The organism is Ferrigenium kumadai (assembly GCF_018324385.1).
Lineage (GTDB): Bacteria > Pseudomonadota > Gammaproteobacteria > Burkholderiales > Gallionellaceae > Gallionella > Gallionella kumadai.
In genome coordinates, this window is the sequence record NZ_AP019536.1 from 1,647,297 (window position 1) to 1,671,524 (window position 24,228).

Sequence of the window (24,228 nt, forward strand, 5' to 3'; positions counted from 1 at the left end):
TAACTAGATCAGATTACGAAACAACAGACACACTCGTCCCGCGTCAGGCACGGACGAGAGGCGGTGGAAGAAGCGGGACTGACGTGATTGAATCGAAGACAACGAGGTAAGGAGTGGCCGGCTGGGCGGATGCCTGTATGCCCGGGGGAACTGCAGCCGGCACGGCCAGGTAGCCGCTGCACGCCAGATGGCAGACGCCGCAGGCGTTGCAGGAAGAGTCCTGATCATTCGAAGCGTTCTGATCTTGCGCCGCGGGAGCATCGTGATGATGCTGGTGATCGCCAGCGTCCGCATGATGCATCTCCTGCATCGCGGCCTCATGACATGCGCCGCTCTGCGCCTGCATGGACACTGTGGCCGCGAGCGCACTGCCGCCGGACAGCGGCAGCCACAGCAGCATCAGTACAGCGACGAGTTTTCTGGACAGGCGAGACATACGTGCAGCTTCGCAAATCAGGAGGGGGCTGTCAATCGGACAAACACCGCTGACGAAGTTCCACCCGGTTGTGAGATAGTGTCGCCCACCCACGTTCCGGAGGACGATCATGTCCTGGGAGATCGCCAAGCACGCCCTCATCATTGCCGCCGCGGCGTATGGCACGATGATGCTCGTGCTGTTCCTGCGGCAGGACAGCCTCGTCTATTACCCGGACCTGGGCGGCCGCGAATACGAGGCCACGCCCGCACAGGCAGGCCTGCCCTACGAAGCCGTCACCCTGGTCACAGCCGACGGCGTCAGCTTGGCGGCTTGGTATGTGCCCGCGGAACATGCGCGCGGCGCGCTGCTCTACGCCCACGGCAACGGGGGCAACATCTCGCACCGGATCGATGCCATCCGGCTGTTCCACGACATGGGGCTGTCGGTGTTCATCTTCGACTATCGCGGCTACGGCAAGAGCACCGGCAAGCCCTCGGAGGAAGGCACCTACCGGGACGCCGAAGCCGCATGGCAATATCTCATGCATCAGCGCGGCATCGCGCCCGCACGCATCGTGATGTTCGGCGAATCGCTAGGCGGCGCAACGACGCGCATGGCAGTGGTTTACGAAGGTGCAGCAGGTGCTGGGCGAAGGCCCGGCGTGTTGGAGGTGGAAGGTGAGAAAGGAGGACCGAAATGAAAGCAAAGTTCTGGGGGGGTTACTTTAGTCTTGCCGCACTGGCTAAGCTTCTCGCCGGATGCGCCACGACGACCTCGCCACCGGCTGCGGCGGGTGGCGACTCGACCAAGGCGCAGATCACCGTTCTCTACGACGCCTTCGGCAAGTCTTCCGCCATGCAGAAGGACTGGGGGTATGCCGCGCTCATTGAATATGGTGGCAAGCGCATCCTCTTCGATACCGGCAACAACTCCGACATCCTAGCGCAGAACGCGAAGGCGAAAGGCATCGATCTATCCAAACTCGACTTCGTCGTCATGTCCCACCGCCATGGCGATCACATGGGAGGCATGGCCTATCTCCTGAGCGTGAATCCCAAGGTGAAAATCTACGCGCCCAAGGAGGGCTTCGGCGTGTATGGCGGTGACCTGCCAAGCACCTTCTATCGCAAGGATGCCTCTCTGCCCCCTGAGCAGCGCTACTACGACGGCGCGCCACCGGCAGTGATGCGGTTCGGAGCCGCCTGGCCCGGCGTCAACTTCGAGTTGATCGACAAGAGCACGGAGATCGCCCCCGGCATCCATCTGATCGCGCTGGTCTCGGACAAACCGGGGACGCTGGAGTTGCGCGAGCTGTCGCTCGCGATCAACACGCCAGACGGCATGGTGATGGTGGTGGGCTGCTCGCATCCGGGCATCGACAAGACCGTCGCAGCCGCAGCCGCGATCAACCCACGAATCCACTTCCTCGCCGGCGGTTTCCATCTGGTGGTATCCAACGACCAGGAAATCGAGAAGATCGTCGCGACTCTGCACGATACCTTCAAAGTGGCCTTCGTGGCACCTGGCCACTGCACTGGCGAGCCCACCTTCACGGCACTCAAGAAGGCATTTGGTGATCGTTATCTCTATGCTGGGTTAGGTACAATCTTCGCCCTGGGCGCCACGCCACGCTCCATTTCCGACACTGATCACAACGCGTCGACGGCCATGGACGAGGAAATTATCGGTCGTTCCTAGGGTCAAACGTGGTCGGGTCAAACGGGGGCAGCTTCGAATTAATTTCCAGAGGAATTGAGAAATGGGTGTGATTCAGGAGAACAATGCGAAGCTGCCCCCTTCAAAAGCGCCCCTGTTCAGTCTTTGAGAGACCGGAGTTCGGCAACCGCCCCGCGCAGTACGAGCATCGCCGATCTCAGAAAAAGTGCAGCGAGCGCCAGTCCAACCAGGATGTCGGGCCAGCCCGAATGGGTCAACCATACTCCAGCAGCGGCGAACAGCACCGAGACATTCGCGATGATGTCATTGCGGGAACACAGCCAGACCGAACTCATGTTGATGTCTTCAGCGCGATGCTTCCAGAGCAAGGCGAAACAGATGCCATTCGCGGCAAGCGCCAGCAGACCGACAGCGCCGATGGCCTCGAATACGGGAAGCTGCGGGAAAAGTATCTTGTATATCGCCTGTCCGAGGACGAACAGGCCAAACGCAGCCATGATGCCGCCTTTGAGCAGGGCGGCGCGCGCCTTCATCCTCGCGCCGCGGGCGACCACATAGAGGCTGAACCCATACACCAGTGCATCGCCCAGCATGTCCAGCGAATCCGCCAGTAGCGACAGGGAGCCCGACATGAGTCCGGCAGCCAGTTCCACCACGAACATTACGGCATTGATACCCAGCACCCATTTGAGGGTCGCGCTCTGGCGACCGCGGAGTGCATCAAGCTCGCAGGCTTTGTCGTGGCAACAATTGGCCATGGCTAGCCGTAGCGCTTGCGTCCGATGATGCGTGCGCGGTGGGCGCGGCGCTGTTCTTCTTCGGTAAGGACCCGCTTCTTGCCCTCGAACGGGTTCTTGCTGGAGACGAACTGGATCTTGAGCGGCGTGCCCTGCAGGCGGAACATCTCGCAGAAGGCGCGCTCCAGATAGCGCTGGTAGCTGGCGGGCACGTCGTCCAGGCCGCTGCCGTGGATGATGATGAGCGGCGGGTTGCTGCCGCCCTGGTGGGCGTAGCGCATCTTGGGACGGAAGCGCGCGCCCTTCGGCGGTTGCTGTTTCTCCAGCGCGGCCATCAGCGCGCGGGTGAGTTTCGGCGTCGGCAGCTTGATCATCGCCGCCGCGTAGGCCTCGTCCACCGACTTCAGCAGCTTGTCGATGCCGGTGCCATTCAGCGCGGAGATGAAATGCAGCTTGGCGAAGTCGAGGAAATGCAGTTTGCGCTCGATGTCGCGCTTGACCATGTCGCGCTGGTGCGCATCCAGGCCGTCCCATTTGTTGACCGCCAGCACCAGGGCGCGTCCGGCCTGCAGCACGAAGTCGGCCACATGCGCGTCTTGCTCGGTGATCTGATCGGCCCCGTCCACCACCAGCACCACCACGTTGGCGTCCTCGATGGCCTGCATGGTCTTGATCACAGAGAACTTCTCGATCGCTTCGTCGATCTTGCCGCGGCGGCGCACGCCGGCGGTGTCGATGATGGTGTATTGCTTGCCGTCACGTTCGAAGTCGATGTAGATGGAATCGCGCGTGGTGCCCGGCTGGTCGAACGCGATCACACGCTGTTCGCCGAGGATGGCGTTCACCAGCGTGGACTTGCCGACGTTGGGGCGTCCGACGATGGCCAGCTTGGGCGGATGCTCTTCCTTGTCTTCCTCCTCGCTCTCCGGAGCGAAGTCCTCCAGCGCGATCTCGATCACTTCGTTCACGTTATCGCCGTGCGCCGAGGAGATCGGTATCGGCTCGCCCAGTCCCAGTTCGTAGAAATCGGCGATCACGCGCATGCGCTGCATGCCTTCGGCCTTGTTGACCAGCAGCAGGATGGGCTTGCCGGTCTTGCGCAGCTGTTCGGCGATGATCGTATCCTGCGGCGTGCAGCCGGCGCGGCCGTCGACGATGAACAGCACCACGTCGGCCTCGTCCACCGCCTGGCGGCTCTGCCGAGCCATCTCGTACAGGATGCCGTCCTTGGCGACCGGTTCCAGGCCGCCGGTATCGACCACCAGATAGGGCTTGGTCCCTACCCTGCCGCGACCGTAATGGCGGTCGCGCGTGAGGCCGGGCTGGTCGGCGACCAGCGCATCGCGGCTGCGGGTGAGACGATTGAACAGCGTGGACTTGCCCACATTCGGACGACCAACTAATACCAGGGTGGGCAACATTTCAAATACCTTCTTTATTTTAAGGACAGCGAGTACAAGTCGCCGTCGCGTGTCTGCACCAGCAGACCGTCGTCAAGTTGCTGAGGCGCTGCCTGGATCGCACCGTCCAGCCTGATGCGCGCGGCGAAGCTGCCGTCTTCACGGCTCAGGCCGTGCAGGTAGCCTTCATAATCCCCGGCCACCACGAAATTGCCGATGGCATACGGGATGGAAGTGTCACGCATGAACAGCTGTTCGTTCTTCCACAGTGTGCTGCCACTGACCTTGTCCAGCGCCATGACAGAACCGTTGGCATCGGTGAGGTAGAGATACTTGCGCAGCAGCATCATGCCCTTGTCGCTTCCGATGTCGCGGTTCCACAAGGGGCTGCCCTGTGCCGCATCGTAGCAGGCCACGCGTCCCTGAAAAGCGATGGCGCAGACCTGTTCGTCGTCCGCCACCGGATTGCTGGTGATGTCGCTGATGCGTTCCAGTTCGGTGTTGCCGCGCGGCTGCGACACCGAGTTTTCCCATAGCACCGAGCCATCCTTCACCTTCAGTGCGGCCAGCTTGCCGCCGGCAAAACCGGCGAAGGCCACGCCGCGCTGGATGGTCACGCCCGCATGGCTGCGCACTACCAGCGCGGGCGTGCTGCGTTCGTACTCCCAGACGCGCTTGCCGTCGGACGTATCAAGTCCGGCGATGCGTCCGTCTCCGCTGCGTACCACAACGATTCCGTCGGCGGCCTGCGGCGTGCTCAGCACTTCGCTCGACACCTTGCTCTTCCAGCGTAGTTTGCCGTCCTCGTCGTAGGCCAGCACGTCGCCCTTGTTGCTGCCGATCAGCACCAATCCTTCGCCCGCGCCCACTCCGCCGCTTACCGTGATGCCGCTCTCGATGCGCCACACCTGCTTGCCGCTGGCGCGATCGATGCGCGTCAGCATACCGTCGCCGGATGCTCCATAGATCGCATCAGCCGTCAGCGCGGGCTGCAACACATTCGCGCCGGAACTCCCTACATCAGCATGCCATCGCACCTCGAACTTCGCAGTCTCGGCAAAGTCCTGCAATTTCGCCGGTTCGACAGCTCCCGACTTGCCGAACCAGCCCTGCACGGTATCCACCGCCGAACAGCCGCCGAGTGCAAACAGCGCCAGCAACAGCGTGAGTCTGAAAAGATGCTGGCGTGCCGAAATCATTTTGCGGCTCCGAGCGCATCCAGTTTCATCTGGATCAGGTTGCGGTACATGCTCTTCGCGTCGGTCTTCTCGTAAGCCAGCTTGTAAGCGGTGCGCGCTTCATCGGTTTTGCCCTGCGCGCTCAGCACGTCCCCCTTCAGGTCGGCATACAGGCCATTGAACGAATCCGGATGAACGGCGTTCAGCAGTTTCATCGCGGCATCATAAGCCTTCTCGTCCAGCAGGATCGCCGCGAGGCGCAGACGCGCCACGTCCTTCTGCGTCGCCTCGCCGGCATGGTCGAGCGTCCATTGCAGTTGCGTCTTGGCGCGCGCCACGTCCTTCGTATTCTCGTTCACCTGCGCGGCCAGTAATGCGGCGCGCGAGGCATAGGCGGTGGACGCATACTTGTCCATCACCGCGGCGGCGGCATCATTGATGCGCTTGGCATCATTGCTCTCCATCTGCTTGACGAACTCCGCGTACAAGGTCGCAGCCTCGGCGGCCTGCTTGTTCTGGTAATACTGCCAGCCGCGCCAGCCGCCCATTGCGACCACCACGATCAGCACTGCGCCCAGCACCTTGTTGCCGTTGTCTTTCCACCACGCCTTGATCGTGTCGAGCTGTTCCTGTTCCTGCAAGTCCAAAGCTGCCATGTTCTACCCCGTCTCTACTTGATAATGTTGTTGATCGTTGCGATGAGCTGGCTAACGCCCACACGCACTTGTTCTCCGCCCTGCATCGGCTTGACGCTGACCTCGTTCGCCTGAGCCTCGTCGTCGCCGATCACCACTGCGACGCTCGCGCCGCTGCCGTCGGCCTTCTTCATCTGCGACTTGAAGCTGCCGCCGCCGCAGTGCAGCAGCACGCGCAACCGGTCGTCGCGCAATTGCTCGGCGACGCGGCTCGCCAACTGGCCGGCCAGCTCGCCCTGGTGCACTACGTACACGTCCACCTCCTGCTTCGGCAGCGCCATGCCGTCTTCCTGCACAAGCGCCAGCAGGCGCTCCACGCCCATCGCGAAGCCCATCGCCGGGGCGGGTTTGCCGCCGATCTGTTCGACCAGGCCATCATAGCGTCCGCCCGCGCAAATAGTACCCTGCGCGCCGAGCCGCGTGGTGACCCACTCGAACACCGTGCGATTGTAATAGTCCAGCCCGCGCACCAGACGCGGATTGATCTCGTATGCAATGTCGTGGCGTTTGAGTATGGATTGCAGATCGTTGAAATGCTTCAGTGCATCCTCTTCAAGCTCGTCCATCAGCTTCGGCGCGCCCGCAATGATCTCCTGCATCGCCGGGTTCTTGCTGTCGAGGATGCGCAGAGGGTTGCTGTGCAGACGGCGCGTCGCATCAGCATCCAGCACGTCCTTGTGCTGTTCGAAATACGCGATCAGCTTCTCGCGGTGGCGATGGCGCGAAGCAGTATCTCCCAGCGTGTTCAGTTGCAGCGAGACGTCGCGGATGCCCAGCTTCTTCCACAGCCGCGCGCACATGATGATCTGTTCGGCATCGATGTCCGGTCCCGCGAAGCCCAGTGCCTCCACGCCGACCTGGTGGAACTGGCGGTAGCGCCCCTTCTGCGGGCGCTCGTGGCGGAACATCGGGCCGCTGTAATACAGGCGCTGCGGCGCGTTGTACAGCAAATTGTGCTGCAGCACGGCGCGCACGCAGGAGGCCGTGCCCTCGGGACGCAGCGTCAGGTGGTCGCCGTTGAGGCTGTCCTCGAAGCTGTACATCTCCTTCTCGACGATGTCGGTGACCTCTCCGATCGCGCGCTTGAACAAGCCGGTCGGCTCGACCAATGGCATGCGGATGTTGCGGTAGCCGTAGCCCTGCAGCCAGTCGCGCACCGTGTCCTCGAACCATAGCCAAAGCCCCGCCTCGTCCGGCAGGATGTCGTTCATGCCGCGTACGGCCTGTAGTGTTTCGTTGCTCATAAATATCCTGAGCCTGTAGCTTGTAGCTTGTAGCTTGTAGCAAAGTCCGGCTACGAGCTACACGCCCCCCGCTACGAGCTGCTCTTCCTCACATACTTTCTTGCCACATAATCGTCCACGATCTGCACGAACTCCTCCGCGATGTTGTCGCCACGCAGGGTCATCGCCTTCTCGCCGTCGATGTAGACCGGCGCGGCCGGACTCTCGCCCGTGCCCGGCAGGCTGATGCCGATGTTCGCCAGCTTGCTCTCGCCCGGTCCGTTCACCACACAGCCCATCACCGCCACGGTCATGTTCTCGACGCCGTCGTATTGCTTGCGCCACTCCGGCATGCGCTCGCGCAAGTGGGACTGGATGCGCTGCGCAAGTTCCTGGAAGAACGTGCTGGTGGTGCGGCCGCAGCCGGGACAGGCGGTGACCATGGGCGCGAACGCGCGCAACCCCATGGTCTGCAGGATCTCCTGCGCCACGATCACCTCCTCTGTGCGCGAACCGCCGGGCTGCGGCGTCAGGGACACGCGGATGGTATCGCCTATGCCTTCCTGCAACAGCACCGCAAGCGCCGCAGTAGAGGCAACGATGCCCTTGGAGCCCATGCCCGCCTCGGTCAGGCCCAGGTGCAGCGCATAGTCGCACTGCTGCATCAGCGCGCGATACACCGCGATCAGGTCCTGCACCTCGCTGACCTTGCAGGACAGCACGATGCGATCATGCGGCATGCCCAACTGTTCGGCGCGTTTCGCGCTCTCCAGTGCGGAGGCGATCAGCGCGGCGCGAGTGACCTCGCCCACGTCCTTCGGCTGCGGCAGGCGCGAGTTCTCGTCCATCATTCGCACCACGACGTTCTGGTCCAGGCTGCCCCAGTTCACGCCGATGCGTACCGGCTTGCCATAACGTATCGCGGTTTCGATCATGATCGTGAACGGGTCAGCTTCTTCGCGCACTCGCCCCACGTTGCCGGGATTGATACGGTATTTCGCCAGCACCTGCGCGCAATCCGGAAACTCAGTCAGCAGGCGGTGTCCGTTGTAGTGGAAGTCGCCGATCAGCGGCACGTCGCATCCCCGCGCATCGAGGCGCTTGCGGATTTCCGGCACGGCAGCGGCAGCCTCCGGCGTGTTCACGGTGATGCGCACCAGTTCCGAACCGGCCTGCGCCAGTTCGAACACCTGCTGCACGGTCTTTTCGATGTCGGCGGTGTCAGTGTTGGTCATCGACTGCACCACGACAGGCGCACCTCCGCCCAGCACGACCTTGCCCACCTTCACCCGTTGCGACGGGCGGCGTTTGATCACAACTTCGCTCATATTATTCCAGGGTCAGGCGCGCCACTTCGCTAGTGGCGTTGGTGTAGGGCTTCAGATCCACCTCCTTGCCCTTGTAGTACAGGTGTGCCGATGCGGCATGGCCAATCACCAGCGACAACGGCGCACGACCGTCCAGCCGCAGTTCGCTGCCCGGCAGATTGATCTGTGAAGAGATCAGCTTGCCATCACGATCCCTGATCTCCGTCCAGGACTCTTCACCGAACACCAGGCGCAGCACGCCGGTCTTGGCCGAAGTGTCGGGCTGGGGCACAGGTTTTGCCGTTGCAGTCGGGGCGACCGCAGTCTTCGCTGCCGGTACCGAAGACTGTGCCGCAACCGGCAATGGCTGGGGTGCCGAAACAGCGGGCACGGCAGACGCCATCGTGCTGGCTTCCGCCACGGGCGAGGCCGGAATGACCTGCACATCAGCGGGCAAGGCCAGCGGCGTTTCGACTTGCGCCGTTTCGGTCTTTTCTTGCGGCGTCGTCAAATGCCACACGGCAAAGGCCACGACCACCACCGCCAGCAGCAGCGCCGCGCCAAGCAGGATCAGATTCTGGCGCTGAGGAGAAAGCGGACTCGGGAACGGCACTTCGACCGAAGGTAAAATCGGCTGTACTGCTGCTGCCTCTGGCTGTGGCAGTACAGCCAGCAACGACTCCGCATCCAGATGCAATATCTTGGCGTAGCTGCGCACGAACCCTCGCACAAAAGCCATCTCCGGCAGGCGCTGATAATCATCGGCCTCCAGTGCTTCGATCTGGCGCGGCGCAAGCTTGATCTGGTGCGCCACATCCGTCACATTCAATCCGAGGCGTTCTCGCGCTTCGCGCAAAATCCTTCCCAACGAAGGGATCACCGCAGAACTGTCGCCTTGAGCGGCACTATTTTCAGGAAGCTGCTCCATCATTCACCACGCGTCAACAATTGGGTTTCGGGCGCATCCGGGAAACGTTTGCGCAACTGCATTCCATAACTGGCCTCCGCATTGCGGTCGCCGATCTTGCGTTCGATACGCACCGCCATCCACAGCTGCTCAGCCGTCAGACTGTCGGATCTTTCCGCATAGTTCGCGAAATACTTTTTCGCCGCGGCGTAATCGCCATTGGCGAAGCTCAGTTCCGCCATCGCCAGCAGAGCCTGCGTCAACCCTGGCTGCACCACCAGCGCGCGCTGGAGAAATTCTTCTGCATCCTTGCTGTTACCCGCTTTCCTGGAACACAGTCCAGCGTTCAGGTAGGCACGTTCCGGCGTTTGATACAGCGGATTCTTCAGGGCCGCCATGAAGTGGGGGATGGATTCCTTTTCCCTGCCGCGCTGGCACAGGAACCAGCCATAGTTGTTGTGCGTTTCGGAGTCGGTCTTGTCCAGGCGCAGGCTTTGCTGAAAATCCTCTTCCGCCTCCTTATCCTCGCGCAGCGTCATATGCAGCAGGCCGCGCATGCTGTAGGCGGGTGCATAATTGCGGTCGGCCTGCAGGGCCAGCTCGACCTCTCCCAGCGCAACACCAAGCTGTGCGCGTTCGTAATACATCCCCGCCAGCTCGGTATGCACCTTGGCACTGGCATTGGCGCGGGACTTGAGCTGATCCGGCGCAGCGCTTTGGCCACCGGATGGCGTGCCGCAACCTACCAACAGCGCCAACAGGAACAATATGGTTGTTGTTTTCTTCATCAGCGCACCTCGACTAAGCGTTGTGTAGTTCGTTTGGTCTTGTCCTGCACCTGCCCTGCCAATTGCCCACACGCAGCAGCGATGTCGTCGCCGCGCACCTTGCGTATCGTGGTCACGATGTCCGCCTGCATCAGCAGGTCGCGGAAGCGGCGAACCGCCTCGGGGCCGGAGCGACGGTAAGGTGACTGCGGGAACGGATTGAACGGGATCAGGTTGAACTTGCAGGGCACGTCGCGCACCAGCTTCACCAGTTCGCGAGCATCCTGTTCGCGATCGTTGACGCCGTCCAGCATCACGTACTCGAACGTGATGAAGTCGCGCGGCGCTTTTTCCAAATAACGCTTGCAGGCCGCCATCAGCTCTTTCAGCGGATACTTCTGGTTGATCGGCACCAACTCGTCGCGCAGCTTGTCGTTCGGCGCGTGCAGCGATACCGCCAGCGCCACCGGGCACTCGTCGCGCAGGCGGTCCATCGCCGGCACGATGCCGGAGGTGGACACCGTCACGCGACGGCGGGACAGACCGTAGGCGTGATCGTCCAGCATCAGCCGCAACGCACTGACGGTATTGTCGAAGTTCAGCAGCGGCTCGCCCATTCCCATCAGCACCACGTTGCTGATCTGCCAGTTTCCCTCGGCATCTTTGCCGACCTGGTGGTTCGCCCACCAGAGCTGGCCGATGATCTCCGCCACCGACAGGTTGCGGTTGAAGCCCTGCTTGCCGGTGGAGCAGAAAGCGCAATCCAGCGCGCACCCTGCCTGGGTCGAAACGCACAGCGTGCCGCGCGTCTCCTCGGGGATGTACACGGTCTCGACCGCATTCCCCGTGCCCATGTCCAGCAGCCATTTGCGCGTGCCGTCGCCGGACAGCTCCTCGCGCATCACCTTCGGCGCTTCCACACAGGCGATCTGCTTGAGTTTTTCGCGAAGAGAGACCGCGAGGTCGCTCATCGCGTCGAAATCGGACTCCCCGGCCTTGTATATCCAGCGCAGCACCTGCTTGGCGCGGAACGGCTTCTCGCCGTGTTCCGCAAACCACGCAGTCAGTTGCTGAGCATCAAAGTCGAGGAGGTTTTGCTTCATCTAGTCAGTCGTGAATTAACGCGAGTAGACGTTCAGTGCCGGGAAGAAATAGGCAATCTCGATCGCGGCGTTCTCAGCCGAGTCGGAACCGTGCACTGCATTTGCGTCGATGCTGTCGGCGAAGTCGGCGCGGATGGTTCCCTTCTCGGCCTTCTTCGGATCGGTTGCGCCCATCAGGTCGCGGTTCTTCAGGATCGCGCCTTCACCTTCCAGCACCTGGATCATCACCGGGCCGGAGACCATGAAGTCCACCAGGTCCTTGAAGAACGGGCGTGCTGCGTGCACGGCATAGAAGCCTTCGGCTTCGGCGCGGGACAATTGGGCCATGCGAGCAGCGACGATCTTCAGGCCGGCGTTCTCGAAACGGGTGTAGATCTGGCCGATGACATTCTTCGCCACGGCATCGGGTTTGATAATCGACAGGGTACGTTCAACAGCCATGCTTCTTTCTCCAAATGATTAAAGTTAATCAGAAAATTCTGAGTCCGCAATTCTATCAGGCTTTGTCCGCCGGGTCTGCACCGGCAGCGACCCGGCGGTGATGCCGCCGGTCCAGCCACCAGGCCAATACCGGCAGCAACAGCACGCCGCCGGGCATGACCAGCGGAACAAGGTAGGGACTCAGATTGGACAAGGCCCGCAGGTCGCGCAGCAGCACCGCTCGCTCTTCCTCGCTCCAACGCTCGCCATTGCGATGCTTCATCAGCAGCGGCATCAGTCCGCGCACTTTGGATAGCTCTTTCCGGACATACCGGCGATGGGCCGCCTGTGCCGAGCGCACGCTTGCCCACCTGTTTCGCAAAGGGGAAAGACATTTACTGCAGATTGGCCGCAACATTCCCTATCTCTCGAGGATCAACCATGCCCAAACCAAAGCCATTGTAGCGCGGAAGACATGGCGATTGCTTCCGGCAGTTTTGCCTCTAAGCGAGAACGGGGGATAAGATACGATGGAACGTCGCCCTAAAGAAAAATCGGTTCCTGCCGATACTGGCAGTTCATACTTTAAAAAATTTGTTCGGGGAGAAAATTATGTCGACAGCGGGTGGGCCATTGGGAAATATGAGCATCGGGTCAAGACTTGCCGCCGGCTTCATCGTGGTGGTGGTACTGTTCGTGGCAAACTTGCTGATGGTGGGCGTATCGTTCTCCCACCTGATGCAGGACATCCAGCTGATCAAGGAAGAAACCCTGCCGTACGTCCTGTCGGTGGATGAGATGGACACGGCGCGCTCCGAAGTGCAGCAGTGGCTGACGGACGTTTCCGCCACCCATGACCGTGACGGTTACAAGGATGCCGACGCTGCGGCCAAACGCTTCCTGGCCGGCGTGGAAAAGTACAAGCAGATGTACCAGCTGGAGCATGACACCGACAACCTGAAGAAAATCCAGGACATCGAAGCGAGCTTCAACACCTTCTACACCAACGGCAAGGCCATGGCGGAGGCCTACATCACCCAGGGGCTGGATGCCGGCAATACCGCGATGGAGGGCTTCGACAAAGACAGTGAGACCATCTCCGGCGAACTGGCAAAATTCCGCGAACAGCAGATCGCCGAGGCCAACGGGATTGTCGCAAACACCGTAAGCTCTGCCGAATTGACCATGAAAGAAATGGCGGGCGGCGGCCTGATCGCAGCCCTGCTGGCCACCATCTTCTCCGCCCTGATCTCCAGATCCATCATCCGCCCCGTAAGCGCGATGAAATCGACCATGGTCGAGATCGGCAAGACCGGGGACTTTACCCGACGCATCGCGGTCGACAGCAAGGACGAGATCGGACAGACCGCGCGTTCGTTCAACGAACTGATCGGCAACCTGCAAGCCACCTTGCATGAACTGCATGACGGCATAGACAGGCTATTCGACTCATCACGCGCACTGTCGACCTCCTCTCATCAGGTCGCCACCAGTTCCGCGCACCAGAGCGAGGCCGCATCCGCAATGGCGGCCACGGTGGAAGAAGTCACGGTCAGCATCAACCATGTTTCGGAAAGCGCGCGCGAAGCACTGCAGCTATCCCGCAAGTCCGGCGAACTGTCCGGCCAAGGCGGCGAGATCATCCACAATGCCGCGGCCGAGATGAGGCAGATCGCCGACACGGTGCGCCAGACTTCCATCTCCATCGAAGAGCTCGGCCAGCAATCGACCCAGATATCTTCCATCGTACAGGTCATCAAGGAAATCGCCGAACAGACCAACCTGCTGGCCCTGAATGCCGCCATCGAAGCGGCACGCGCAGGCGAACAGGGGCGCGGTTTCGCCGTGGTAGCCGATGAAGTGCGCAAACTGGCGGAGCGGACCTCCAGCGCCACCGAGGAAATCACCCAGATGATCGACTCCATCCAGAACACCGCCCGCGTCGCGGTCGGCAGCATGTCCGGGGCGGTCAATCAGGTCGACAGCGGTGTCGCGCTGGCGCAGCAGGCCGGCGATGCCATCAACCAGATCAAGGATGGCTCCGAGCAAGTACTCAGGACGGTCGGCGACATATCCTCTGCGCTGGTCGAACAAAGCGCCGCCAGCAACGACATCGCCAGCCACGTCGAAAAGGTCGCGCAAATGACCGAGGAAAACAGTGCCGCGGCCGAAGAAACCTCCGGCTCGGCCACCACCCTTGCGCAACTGGCGGACGGCATGCGCACGGCGATCAACCGTTTCAGGTGCTGAGACATGCAGCCCCTCCAGGGGCTGCTAGCTCACACCAGCAACAACCTCACCCCGGCCTCTTTCGGGCCGGCCTGATATCCCGCCGCGATCGCTACGCCCGCCACGCAGACCAGTTCATCGCCGCAATACAGCAAAGGCAGGCGCTCGCGCCGCCAGGGCGGCACCTGGTGCTCCTGCAGCAGTTTTTTCAGCGTGCGTGTCGCGGCATGCAAATGCGGACACAGCGTTTCGCCGCCACTGCGCAGACGCAGCGTGACCGGCGCGTGCCGCAATTTCGCCAGACTGATTCCCGCTCCCGGCACTTGCTCGAACTTCAGCCGCCCGCTTAGCGCAGGCCAATCCAGTTCGGACTCTCCATTCCACGGCTGCATGAAGTTGTGTTCAAAAGCAGACATAGCAGGCATCGCATATGCCCTGCCCTGGTAACGCATCACCTGCCAGTCGCCGAAATTGACGCACACGGCGGCATCGCGCCTCGCATCGCACAATTGTTGCAGCATGTCATCCAGTTGGACGGCCTGCGGCATCGGCGCGCCGATGCGATGCAGAAAGTAGCGCAGCAGATTCTTGGCACGAGGGAGACTCAAAGCCTGCAATGCGGAGATATCCAGTGTCCCGTGGTGCACCGCCTGCACGGCATCCTGTTGCGCCAGTTCGTCCAGCAATCCGCTCGCTTCGGCGAAATGTTGCGCGCTGCGCGACAGGGTGGAACGCCACTCGGGAAACTTCTGCTCCAGCAGCGGCAGCGCGCGATGGCGCAGGAAGTTGCGCGGATAACTGTCGTCCGCATTGCTCTCATCCTCTATCCATTGCAACTCGTGCGCCGCGGCGTAATCGAGGATATCCTGCCGCGAGCAATGCAACAACGGACGAAGCAGTGCCGGAGCGCCCTCGCGCCGCGCGAGGAAGGGCATCGCCGCCGCCCCCTTGACGCCTGCTCCGCGCAGTAGCTGTAGCAGTAGCGTCTCCGCCTGGTCGTCGGCGTGGTGCGCCAGCGCGACGAAGTCGCACGGCTGGCGCGCGAACGCCGCGTGGCGCAGCTTGCGAGCGGCCGCCTCGATGCCGTGATCGCGCAACGGAGCGATGTCGACTCGCTCGATAGTGAGGGGAATGTCGTGGCGCGCACAGAGTGCGGCGCAGAAATCCGCCCACGCATCGGCGTTGAGGCTGATGCCGTGGTGAACGTGCAAGGCGGAAAGCCGCCAGGAGAATCGCGGCGCAAGGCTGCTCAGCAGATCCAGCAGCACCACCGAATCCACCCCGCCACTCAATCCGATAAGAATGGAGCTGTGCGCGGGAAGCAGCGGCGCAAGCTGCGCCGCGGTCCGCAGGGAAAGATCAGCCGACTTCGACTTCCTTGAATTTGCCATAGCTCATCAGGCGGTTGAACCTGTCCTGCATCAAGCTGGCAACCGGTTTGTTCTGCGCCTGTTTGAGCGCATCCTGCAGGGCCTTCTTCACGCTCTGCATGGTGCCCGCATAGTCGCGGTGCGCGCCGCCCAGCGGCTCGCTGACGATCTTGTCGATCAGCCCCAGGGTCTTCAGGCGCGTCGCGGTGATGCCCAGCGTCTCGGCGGCATCCGGCGCCTTCTCAGCGCTCTTCCACAGGATGGAGGCGCAGCCTTCCGGCGAGATCACCGAATAGGTACTGTATTGCAGCATCAGCAGCGCGTCGCCCACCGCGATCGCCAGCGCGCCGCCGGAGCCGCCCTCGCCGATCACGGTGCAGATGATGGGCACGCGCAGTTCGGCCATCTCGTACAGGTTGCGGCCGATCGCCTCGGACTGTCCGCGCTCTTCCGCGCCGACGCCGGGATAGGCGCCGGGTGTATCGATGAATGTCATGATCGGAATGCCGAACTTCTCCGCCAGCTTCATCAGGCGCAGCGCCTTGCGATAGCCTTCCGGACGCGGCATGCCGAAGTTGCGCGCGATTTTCTCCTTGGTATCGCGCCCCTTCTGGTGACCGATCACCATCACACTCTGGCCGTTGAAGCGCGCCAGACCGCCAACGATGGCCTTGTCGTCCGCAAAGGCGCGGTCGCCGTGCAGTTCCTCGAAATCGGTGAACAGGTGCTCGATGTAATCCAGCGTATAGGGGCGCTGAGGGTGGCGCGACACCTGAGAAATCTGCCAGGGCGTGAGCTTGGCGTAGATGTCCTTGGTCAGGGACTCGCTCTTCTTCGACAAACGCCCGATCTCGTCGGCGATGTCGAGCGCGGAGTCGTCCTGAACGTAACGCAGTTGCTCGATCTTGTCTTCCAGCTCGGCGATGGGGTTTTCAAAATCCAGAAATGTGACTTTCATAATCCTTGGTTCCCTGCAAAAAAGCGGCGCGATGATACTACAAACCAAAGAACCGCTTGATGGTTGCCAGCACCTCGTTGTGCCGATGGTGTATTTCACTGTTCAGCGTTGCCTCGTCCAAGTTTTGCAGCGCGCTGTCCAGTTGCGCGCGACGCGTCACCAGCACATGCGACACCTCCTCGGCAATGGCCGGTCGCTCCCGCAGGATTTCCTCGAAGGCGTCCTTGTCGAGCCGGTAGCATTCCACGTCGGTCCGGGCAATGACAGTAGCGACGCGCGGAGAACCAGTCATCAGGCTCATCTCGCCGAAGAAATCGCCCTTGGACAGTACGTTCAGCACGCGCTTCTCGCCATTCGCCCCCTCGAGATAGACCTCGGCCTCGCCGTTGATGATGATGAATAGCCAGTGCTGTGCCGGCGTGCCCTGTCTGGCGATGACGTTGCCCCTGGCGAACGGCGCATACTTGAGGCGCTCTGCCAGCTTGCGCAACTCGTCGTCGGTCATCTGCGAGAACAGTTCGACACGCTTGAGCGTCTTGAGGCGGCGCAGCAGCTCGCGCTGGTGCAAAGCCTCTTCGTATTTTTCGCTTTCCTTGATGTAATGGACGTTCTGCTCTTCCACCGTCAGCTTGATGCTGGCGCGTTCCAGCGCGGTATAGACATGCCAGCGCACCGCCGCATCGGTGGGGTCGTCTGCCGCCAGGTCGGTCAGCCAGTAGCGCAGCGCATAGCGCGCGCAGCCCTTGTCCATCTCCATCAGCACGCAGTTGGGCGCGGGATACTTGGCCACATTGTTGATCTCCGCCTGCAGAATGGCGCTTTCCACCGCATTGACCACCTTGGTCGGCGTCGTATTCAGCGTGACGTTGAACCACACCCAGCGCCGCCACTGCACCGGCTGGTCGGTGCGCCGCCCCAGCACCAGGAACTTGTTCTTCATCAGCTGGCTGTTGGGGAACACCACCGTCTCCCAGTTTCGCGTTTCCACCAGCGTGGAGCGCCATCGGATATCCACCACCCTGCCGGCGATATCATCCACCTTGATCCAGTCGCCGACCTCGATGGAATTGTCCAACTGCAAGGCCAGACCGCCGAGGATGTTGCCCAGTGTATCCTGCATGGCGAAAGCGATCACCGCCGTGATCACCGCCGATGTCGCCAGGATGCTGCCCAATTCAAGGCCGGCATAGCGCAGACGCACCAGGAACCACACCACGTAACCGATGATGACGAAGATATCCTCGGCGATGCGCGGCGGCTTGATGCGCAACAAAGGCAACAAAATGCGGAACGCCAGCAGCCCCCACAGACGGATCACCGCAATGCCGGCTCCGACCAGTGCGAACTCGTGGAACACCGAGGCGGCATAGGTGAACCCCAGGGCATGGATCAGGCTACTGACGAATTGCAGGAACAGGCAAGTGAGAAAGAAGACCAGCGTGTTGAGTACGCTCTTGCGATCTTCCCGGAGAAAGTGGAGCAGCAGGAACGCCAGTCCCAGTGCCATCACCAGCACCGGCAGGGATTCCTCCCGCCAGAAGAACTTCATCGCTGCATCCCAATAAGCCATATTCATCCCTGAAACGTTGTGCGAGGCATTCTACACCATCGGATAAGCCGCCAATGGCTTGGCACGACGCCAAAATGCCCACGCGTCGACACGGGTCAATGTCACATGATGGACGCCATCCGCAGCAAGGACATCCAGCCGCAACTTCCCGATCCTCCCGCCACGTAACGCCTGCCACAGCGGCTGCAGGTAACCGGCCTCGAACGCCTGCAACGCTTCACGCCAAGCGGTCAGGTCGCCACGCTGCAAGGCATGGCGCAAACCGTTCCAGACCAGCAATTGCTCCCCATCGCCGGCCGCATCCGGCCACCGGTCTGACCATCCGCTGAACGGCACACCGGCCGCGGCAGCGAACATGCCGACCAGGACATCATCGGAACATACATCGCGATAACGTGGCTGCGGCATTGCCGCATGGCCGCCACCCCACAGCCACACGCTGTTGACCGGCATTTCGCCGCGTGCCTCACGCCGCTCGTTCAGCTCGTGTGCGAACAGCAGCATCTGGATCTCGTTGAACAACTGCGTCCATCGCACCGCGTCCGCCCCTTGCGGCAACAGGCCGCGAACGTTGCGTCCAACCGCCTGGGACAGCGGCACTGTCTCGATCGCCGGCTCGGTGGCGAGGCGGACATACCAGCGTTGCGGGTGAGGCGCGAAGAACTCGATCCCCTCGCCGGAGAAATGCCGGTTCAGACTGGCGCAAAACTCGTTCGCCTCGTCCGCGCCCAGTGTCACCTCCTGCAATACCAACCGGTCGCGGTGCAGCTGCAGGTGCACCGGATCGGCGCGCAGCCAATGCCCCTCAGCCAGGCCGTCGAAGGCGGCGCCGAGCGAGGCGGTCCCGGCACTGGCAGGCAGACCGAACAATCCGGCCAGATGGCTCTCCTGCGTCATCGCCCCGACGGTCTCGCTGCGCCCGCGCGAAAGCATCTTCTCCAGCGCAGGCAGCCTCAGGCCGGCGCAAACCTCGGCGGCGAACTCACGGGGGAGGAACAGATCGGGAACAACCAGTCGGACGCTTCTCATGCGGCGAGTTTATCATCCCTGACACGCGACTCCTGCTTGTGGCACACTTACGCCCGTTCCAAACTTCGACATCCTTGCCTTGCAACCTTTCGAACTCCTCATCGGCCTGCGCTACACCCGAGCCAAGCGCCGCAACCATTTCATCTCCTTCATCTCGCTGATCTCCGTGCTGGGCATGGGACTGGGCGTGATGGCGCTGATCGTGGTGCTGTCCGTAATGAACGGCTTCCAGAAGGAGATCCGTGCACGCATGCTGGGAGCGTCGCCGCACCTCGAAGTAGTCGCCGATGGAGGCCGCCTGTACGACTGGCAGTCCGTGCTGGCGAAAGTCGCGCAGCACCCGCAGGTCGCCGCCGCCGCGCCCTACGTCAACGGCCAGGGCATGCTGTCCTTCGGCCAGAGCGTACAGGGCGTGATGGTGCGCGGCATCGAACCGGAACGCGAAAGCGCCATCACCGAACTCGCGGAGAAGATGAAAGTGGGCTCGCTGAGCGACCTGCGCAGCGGCGAATTCGGCATCGTGATCGGATCCGATCTCGCGCGTGCGCTGGGCGCACGCGTCAACGACAAAGTATTGCTGATCGCCCCGCAGGGGCAGATTACGCCCGCCGGCATGATGCCGCGCCTCAAGCAATTCCGCGTCACCGGCATCTTCGAGATCGGCATGGCGCCCTATGACAGCACCCTCGCACTGATCCACATGAACGATGCGCAGAAGCTGTTCCAACTCGGCGACGCGGTGACCGGCATCAGCACCAAGCTCCGCGACATCGAGCTCGCCCCTCGCGTCGCGCGAGAATTGCAGAATGAATTGCCGCCCGAGCTGTACGCCAGCGACTGGACGCAGCAGAACAGCAACTACTTCCGCGCGGTGCAGATGGAAAAGCGCATGATGTTCATCATCCTGTCGCTGATCGTCGCCGTGGCTGCGTTCAACATCGTCTCCACGCTGGTGATGGCGGTCACCGACAAGCAGGCCGACATCGCCATCCTGCGCACGCTCGGCGCATCGCCGCGCAGCATCATGCGCATCTTCATGGTGCAGGGCGTGATGATCGGCTTGATAGGCACGCTGCTCGGCGTGGTCGGCGGAGTGTTGCTGGCATTGAACATCAGCGCGGTGATCTCCTTCATCGAGCACCTGTTCGGCATCCAGTTCCTCGCCAAAGACGTGTACTACATCAGCGAGCTTCCCTCCGATCTGCGCTACACGGAGGTCATGCTGGTCGGTGGCATCTCCTTCCTTATCAGCCTGCTCGCCACGCTCTACCCCAGCTGGCGTGCTGCGCAGACCCAACCGGCGGAGGCATTGCGCTATGAATAAGCAGGATACTGGAATTGTCATTTCCTGCCGCGATCTGGCGAAGAACTATGTCATCGGCAAGACGGACGTGCCGGTGCTCAAGGGCGTGAACCTCGACGTGCAGCGCGGCGAGCGTCTCGCCATCGTCGGCGCGTCCGGGTCGGGCAAGAGCACGCTGCTGCACCTGCTCGGCGGACTGGATCAGCCCAGCGGCGGCAGCGTGCAAATACTCGGCCAACCGCTACAGACCATGAACGAGGCACAGCGCGGCGAGCTGCGTAACCGCGCGCTCGGCTTCGTCTACCAGTTCCACCACCTGCTGCCGGAATTCACCGCACTGGAGAACGTCGCTATGCCGCTGCTGATCCGCGGCATGAAGCGCGCCGATGCCGAACCTCGAGCTGCCGCGATGCTGGAACAGGTAGGGCTGGCGCACCGCCTCCAGCACCAGCCTGCCGAACTTTCCGGCGGCGAGCGCCAGCGCGCCGCAGTGGCGCGCGCTCTGGTCACCGAGCCGGCCTGCGTGCTGGCCGACGAACCGACCGGCAACCTCGACCGCAAGAGCGCCCAGGCGCTGTTCGAGCTGATGCAGGAACTGAATGCGCGGCTGAACACCAGTTTCATCGTAGTCACCCACGACCTCGATCTTGCGAACAGGATGCAGCGCAAGCTGCACCTGCTGGATGGCGTGCTGCAAGCCGGCTGACGCGCAAGCTTAAGGACGTACAGAGGCACGCTTCTTCGCGTGCTGCAGCGCCAGCCGGTAAAGTTCGGCCAGTTCCTCCCTCCCTACCTCGATTTCCTTGCCCATCTGACTGAGCGCCAGTTCGATGTCGGCCTGCTCGATAGCCGCGAACGGATCGTGCGTTGCGGTGACCGGCGGCACCGGATACTTCCTGTCGGGCAACAGGTTGTTGATCAGCAACGCCAGCAACAGGGCAATGCCGGCGTTGGTCGCCACGACGTACATTGCCCACTGCCAACCCATGCCGTGAAATTGCGCAGCGCTGAGCACGAGCGTGAGCGCCGTGGCGGCACCTGGCGGATGCAGGCAATGCATCAGCTGCATTGACAGGATGGCAGCGCCGACCGCAACAGCCGCCGCGAATACCGGATCCGGGATAAGCAGGCTGCAGCCCCACCCGGCCAGCGCCGAGACCAGGTGCCCGCCGAACAGGTTCCAGGGTTGCGCCACCGGGCTGTGCGGCGCGGCGAACAGCAGCACCGCGGAGGCCGCGATCGAACCCAGCATGAGCAGCGGGTAATGGACTTGCGGCATATAGTGAAGTGTCATTCCCAACAGCAGAATGGCCATGCCGCCGGCCAGGCCGTTGCGAAATTTCTCCGAAATAGGGACATGAGCGATATGGGGTCTGAATGAACGGATTATGTTGTTAATGCGCACACTGCCCCCAAGACAAGCGCTGATCAGCCATCTCAATGCTCCCTGCCATCCACGCGCGGCTGCATCAGCATCGGGATGTACCGCCATCCCAGCAGTGCAAAGCAGGCGAACCAGCATGATGCTGAGAGCGATATCCAGACCGTGTAGCTGGCCGGATATATCTGGGGCGCGAAGATGCGGAACACGAACGCCAGCATCATGAGATACAGCGCAAGCTTGTCGATGGCGTCGAACGTCACCTTTCTGCCGGTGTGCCCTTTGCTGATCCTGACCAGCATGGCCGGGATGATCAGTCCCATCGCACCGAAGGTGAAGACATGGATGGACATGGAGGCAAGCCACACGGAATCGGTTGCCAATCTGAAGGATTCGATCGCCAATTGCGCGACGATGGCGAGATAGCCCAGATACATGATGCCGATGTCGAGCCTGCGCATCGCCAGTTGCGGCTTCCAGTAGACCAGCCTCCCTGCCAGCAATACGGCGAGCAGCAAAGCGATGACTCCTGTTACCTGGGCGGGCAACAGGTCGGCGAAGACCAGCAGCAGAGCAAGCAGCTTGATCGCCATATCCAGCGGTGCATTGCGCAATATCTCGACCTGGAATGCGCCCTTCATGAAGTGACACAGCGTCCGCTCCAGCATCACCAGAAAGGCCACGCGAAACAGTCCCACCGCCATGCTCGCTCCGGCCTGGAAATGATCGGCACTCAGCATCAGGTTCTTGGCCAGCAGGAAGGCCGGAAGGATCAGCAGGAAAAAGAAGTTGTCGCGATAAGAGTCGGTCTTGCGGTTGCGGATCAATGTCCACAGCAGCGCCGCCACGATGCTCCCCAGGAACAGGTTGTTCGAGACGTAAAACAGCAGCGACGGCCATGTTCCCTCGTACCACATGCCCACTCTTTCAAACAGCCAGGCTGCGACGAGGAACATCAGCGCACGGCCGTGATAACCGCGAACCTGCACCCAGTTCCTGGTCGCGGTCAGCAGAAAGCCGCCGAGCACCGCCCAGCCGAAACCGAAGAACATCTCATGCGCATGCCACTGCACGATGGAGAACGTGTGGGCCGGTGCCGGAATGACGCCTGCATAGATCATGGCCCACAGCATAGGCAGCGTCATGCCTGCGAGGATAGCCAGAGTGAAGAACGGACGGAAACCTACCGACCAGAAGGGATGCGAGGACAGTTTCATTCGGATTGCTCGTGCCTGGTCGCGAGGTTCGCCTCCAGCGCCGGGAACAGCTCGCGCTCCTCGAAGCGCACATGCGCCGCCAGACACTTGCCGAAGTGGCCCAGCGTTGCCGCATCGTTACGTTGCAGTCCATCCAGCATGGCGTACAACTGCCGATGTTCGGACAGCGTGCGCTCTGCCAGCGGCTGTTCGCGCGTCCCGGTCAGGAGCGGCAACAGCGTCTGCTCCTCCATCTCGAAATGGGCTTTCAGTTCGCTTGCGCAGGCGACCGATGCGCGCAGGCAAGCCCGCTCCACTTCCGCCTCATCGGACGAACCCGCCGCCCGTTCGCACGCTTTCGCCAGCTTGAGCGCTGAATGGTGTTCGCGGGACAGCGGTTGCAGTGCCGGACTGCGTTGCATGGAACTGACTAGACGCGTTTGAAATCGAGTGCGATCTGGCCGGGTTCGCGGGAGACGTAACTGATCTCGATGTTGTCGCCGTAACGCTGCTGCAATTGCGCGAGCAACGGCAGCGGATCGTGGTCGTTGAGGAAACGCATGGTCTCCCCGGCATTCAGCGAATCCAGTGCACCGAATATCGCCGCGTGCCGGAAGCGCTTGGCGACGCCGCGCGCATCAAAGGGATAGCGCATATCGAAGGAAATCGTGTTGGAACAGTCGTGTGTCATGCCAGCCTCCTGTGAAGATGATTTGCTATCGCATGGAAAATATCAGGATAGTTCCAATGCGCTTTTTTCAGTCTTGATGGCCTTGGGAAAAAGGATCGTATTCTCCAGATGCATGTGCTGGAACAGATCGCTCACCAGTTCGCGCAACCCCGCATACAGCGCTGTGTAACTGGTGCAGGCACCGGGCGGCAGGCTGAATTCGTTGGTGATCTTTAACATCCTGCACAGGATAAGGTCATCGGTCTCATGCTCACTCATCATCATGCGGATGGGATTGGCGACCGTACCGAAAGGCGGGACCGGAACGTTCCCTTCCGCTTCCAGAGTGCGAATGTAGGGGAACAGGATATTCTCCTCCTTCATCAGGTGCATGTGCATATCGTCACGCAACCTGACATACAGATCGCGCAGTTCGGCCAACTCCGGATGGCTTCCGCCATGGACGCGCACCACCTTCTCGAGCAATGGATACAACTCTTCGAGAGCAGTCTTGGTATAGGCGTGATGCTTCTGCAGCAGGTGGTCGATCAAGGCATTCAGACTGCTTTCGTTCCAGTTGCTGTCAGATTGATTGGCGTTAATTTCACTCATGCGCTGCTCTCCCGGATTGTTCGTGGATATATACATTCATTATTTGCGAATCATATTGGCGACAACGATTAAACTCAA

At 61.5% G+C, this 24,228-nt stretch carries 26 protein-coding genes; 5 read left to right on the forward strand and 21 right to left on the reverse strand.

The genetic code is table 11. The annotated features are described in order from the left end of the window. Window positions 1-43 precede the first annotated feature (43 nt). Entirely contained in the window at window positions 44-436 is a 393-nt protein-coding gene (locus FGKAn22_RS07810; protein ID WP_212785091.1) for a DUF2946 family protein, read from the reverse strand. A 109-nt stretch (window positions 437-545) separates the two neighbouring features. On the opposite strand from FGKAn22_RS07810, the gene FGKAn22_RS07815 reads away from it, so the two are divergent. Next, window positions 546-1,118, forward strand: a complete 573-nt coding sequence (locus tag FGKAn22_RS07815; RefSeq protein ID WP_212785092.1) for an alpha/beta hydrolase — start codon at window positions 546-548, stop codon at window positions 1,116-1,118. Then, a complete protein-coding gene (locus FGKAn22_RS07820) occupies window positions 1,115-2,116 on the forward strand; it encodes an MBL fold metallo-hydrolase (RefSeq protein ID WP_212785093.1) in 1,002 nt (333 codons plus the stop codon). The genes FGKAn22_RS07815 and FGKAn22_RS07820 overlap by 4 nt, the downstream gene beginning before the upstream one ends. A gap of 116 nt (window positions 2,117-2,232) precedes the next feature. On the opposite strand, the gene FGKAn22_RS07825 is transcribed toward FGKAn22_RS07820, so the two are convergent. The 11 genes from FGKAn22_RS07825 to FGKAn22_RS07875 all read right to left on the reverse strand — a co-directional run bounded on the left by FGKAn22_RS07825 (window position 2,233) and on the right by FGKAn22_RS07875 (window position 12,193). Further along, a complete protein-coding gene (locus FGKAn22_RS07825) occupies window positions 2,233-2,853 on the reverse strand; it encodes a cation efflux transmembrane domain-containing protein (RefSeq protein ID WP_212785094.1) in 621 nt (206 codons plus the stop codon). Window positions 2,854-2,855: 2 nt separating this feature from the next. Beyond that, window positions 2,856-4,253, reverse strand: coding sequence for a ribosome biogenesis GTPase Der (gene der / locus FGKAn22_RS07830; protein WP_212785095.1), 1,398 nt, complete (start codon window positions 4,251-4,253; stop codon window positions 2,856-2,858). A gap of 14 nt (window positions 4,254-4,267) precedes the next feature. Continuing rightward, window positions 4,268-5,431 carry an outer membrane protein assembly factor BamB gene (gene bamB / locus FGKAn22_RS07835; protein WP_212785096.1) on the reverse strand — a complete coding sequence of 388 codons (1,164 nt, stop codon included), beginning with the start codon at window positions 5,429-5,431 and terminating at the stop codon, window positions 4,268-4,270. After that, a complete protein-coding gene (locus tag FGKAn22_RS07840; protein ID WP_212785097.1) occupies window positions 5,428-6,066 on the reverse strand; it encodes a YfgM family protein in 639 nt (212 codons plus the stop codon). The genes bamB and FGKAn22_RS07840 overlap by 4 nt, the downstream gene beginning before the upstream one ends. Before the next feature lie 14 nt (window positions 6,067-6,080). Further along, on the reverse strand, window positions 6,081-7,349 hold the full coding sequence (gene hisS / locus FGKAn22_RS07845; RefSeq protein WP_212785098.1) for a histidine--tRNA ligase: 1,269 nt from the start codon (window positions 7,347-7,349) through the stop codon (window positions 6,081-6,083). Between the two features lie 71 nt (window positions 7,350-7,420). Then, entirely contained in the window at window positions 7,421-8,656 is a 1,236-nt protein-coding gene (gene ispG, locus FGKAn22_RS07850; RefSeq protein WP_212785099.1) for a flavodoxin-dependent (E)-4-hydroxy-3-methylbut-2-enyl-diphosphate synthase, read from the reverse strand. Window position 8,657: 1 nt separating this feature from the next. Beyond that, a complete protein-coding gene (locus FGKAn22_RS07855; RefSeq protein WP_212785100.1) occupies window positions 8,658-9,566 on the reverse strand; it encodes a RodZ domain-containing protein in 909 nt (302 codons plus the stop codon). Then, window positions 9,563-10,330, reverse strand: coding sequence for a type IV pilus biogenesis/stability protein PilW (pilW, locus tag FGKAn22_RS07860; RefSeq protein WP_212785101.1), 768 nt, complete (start codon window positions 10,328-10,330; stop codon window positions 9,563-9,565). The genes FGKAn22_RS07855 and pilW overlap by 4 nt, the downstream gene beginning before the upstream one ends. Beyond that, window positions 10,330-11,412 (reverse strand): dual-specificity RNA methyltransferase RlmN, encoded by a 1,083-nt coding sequence (rlmN, locus tag FGKAn22_RS07865; protein WP_212785102.1) that lies wholly within the window; start codon window positions 11,410-11,412, stop codon window positions 10,330-10,332. The genes pilW and rlmN overlap by 1 nt, the downstream gene beginning before the upstream one ends. Before the next feature lie 15 nt (window positions 11,413-11,427). Further along, entirely contained in the window at window positions 11,428-11,853 is a 426-nt protein-coding gene (ndk, locus tag FGKAn22_RS07870; protein ID WP_212785103.1) for a nucleoside-diphosphate kinase, read from the reverse strand. Window positions 11,854-11,908: 55 nt separating this feature from the next. Beyond that, a complete protein-coding gene (locus FGKAn22_RS07875; RefSeq protein WP_246487368.1) occupies window positions 11,909-12,193 on the reverse strand; it encodes a hypothetical protein in 285 nt (94 codons plus the stop codon). 251 nt (window positions 12,194-12,444) lie between these two features. Between FGKAn22_RS07875 and FGKAn22_RS07880 the strand changes: the two genes are divergently transcribed. Continuing rightward, a complete protein-coding gene (locus tag FGKAn22_RS07880) occupies window positions 12,445-14,082 on the forward strand; it encodes a methyl-accepting chemotaxis protein (protein WP_212785105.1) in 1,638 nt (545 codons plus the stop codon). A gap of 29 nt (window positions 14,083-14,111) precedes the next feature. Here the strand turns inward: FGKAn22_RS07880 and tilS are convergent, their stop codons facing one another. From tilS to FGKAn22_RS07900, 4 genes are read right to left on the reverse strand one after another with little or no spacing between them, the layout of a single operon-like run. Beyond that, window positions 14,112-15,452: a tRNA lysidine(34) synthetase TilS gene (gene tilS / locus FGKAn22_RS07885; RefSeq protein ID WP_212785106.1), complete on the reverse strand. Its 1,341-nt coding sequence runs from the start codon at window positions 15,450-15,452 to the stop codon at window positions 14,112-14,114. Beyond that, window positions 15,421-16,389 (reverse strand): acetyl-CoA carboxylase carboxyltransferase subunit alpha, encoded by a 969-nt coding sequence (locus tag FGKAn22_RS07890; protein WP_212785107.1) that lies wholly within the window; start codon window positions 16,387-16,389, stop codon window positions 15,421-15,423. The genes tilS and FGKAn22_RS07890 overlap by 32 nt, the downstream gene beginning before the upstream one ends. 37 nt (window positions 16,390-16,426) lie before the next feature. Continuing rightward, window positions 16,427-17,965 carry a mechanosensitive ion channel family protein gene (locus FGKAn22_RS07895; protein WP_246487369.1) on the reverse strand — a complete coding sequence of 513 codons (1,539 nt, stop codon included), beginning with the start codon at window positions 17,963-17,965 and terminating at the stop codon, window positions 16,427-16,429. A gap of 24 nt (window positions 17,966-17,989) precedes the next feature. After that, entirely contained in the window at window positions 17,990-18,988 is a 999-nt protein-coding gene (locus tag FGKAn22_RS07900; protein WP_212785108.1) for a hypothetical protein, read from the reverse strand. A gap of 79 nt (window positions 18,989-19,067) precedes the next feature. Here FGKAn22_RS07900 and FGKAn22_RS07905 point away from each other — a divergent pair, with 79 nt between their 5' ends. Together FGKAn22_RS07905 and lolD are read left to right on the forward strand one after the other, a co-directional pair. Beyond that, entirely contained in the window at window positions 19,068-20,312 is a 1,245-nt protein-coding gene (locus FGKAn22_RS07905; RefSeq protein WP_212785109.1) for a lipoprotein-releasing ABC transporter permease subunit, read from the forward strand. Then, window positions 20,305-20,997: a lipoprotein-releasing ABC transporter ATP-binding protein LolD gene (gene lolD / locus FGKAn22_RS07910; protein WP_212785110.1), complete on the forward strand. Its 693-nt coding sequence runs from the start codon at window positions 20,305-20,307 to the stop codon at window positions 20,995-20,997. Before FGKAn22_RS07905 ends, lolD begins: the two co-directional genes overlap by 8 nt. Window positions 20,998-21,006: 9 nt before the next feature. Here the strand turns inward: lolD and FGKAn22_RS07915 are convergent, their stop codons facing one another. From FGKAn22_RS07915 to FGKAn22_RS07935, 5 genes are read right to left on the reverse strand one after another with little or no spacing between them, the layout of a single operon-like run. Further along, a complete protein-coding gene (locus tag FGKAn22_RS07915) occupies window positions 21,007-21,813 on the reverse strand; it encodes an HPP family protein (RefSeq protein WP_425513843.1) in 807 nt (268 codons plus the stop codon). Further along, a complete protein-coding gene (locus FGKAn22_RS07920) occupies window positions 21,729-22,889 on the reverse strand; it encodes an NnrS family protein (RefSeq protein ID WP_212785112.1) in 1,161 nt (386 codons plus the stop codon). Before FGKAn22_RS07920 ends, FGKAn22_RS07915 begins: the two co-directional genes overlap by 85 nt. Next, a complete protein-coding gene (locus FGKAn22_RS07925) occupies window positions 22,886-23,290 on the reverse strand; it encodes a hemerythrin domain-containing protein (RefSeq protein WP_212785113.1) in 405 nt (134 codons plus the stop codon). The genes FGKAn22_RS07920 and FGKAn22_RS07925 overlap by 4 nt, the downstream gene beginning before the upstream one ends. Before the next feature lie 8 nt (window positions 23,291-23,298). Next, entirely contained in the window at window positions 23,299-23,559 is a 261-nt protein-coding gene (locus tag FGKAn22_RS07930; protein ID WP_212785114.1) for a DUF2249 domain-containing protein, read from the reverse strand. A 42-nt stretch (window positions 23,560-23,601) separates the two neighbouring features. Next, the gene (locus FGKAn22_RS07935) at window positions 23,602-24,150 is read right to left on the reverse strand and encodes a hemerythrin domain-containing protein (protein WP_212785115.1); all 549 of its coding nucleotides are present in this window, start codon (window positions 24,148-24,150) and stop codon (window positions 23,602-23,604) included. Window positions 24,151-24,228 lie beyond the last annotated feature (78 nt).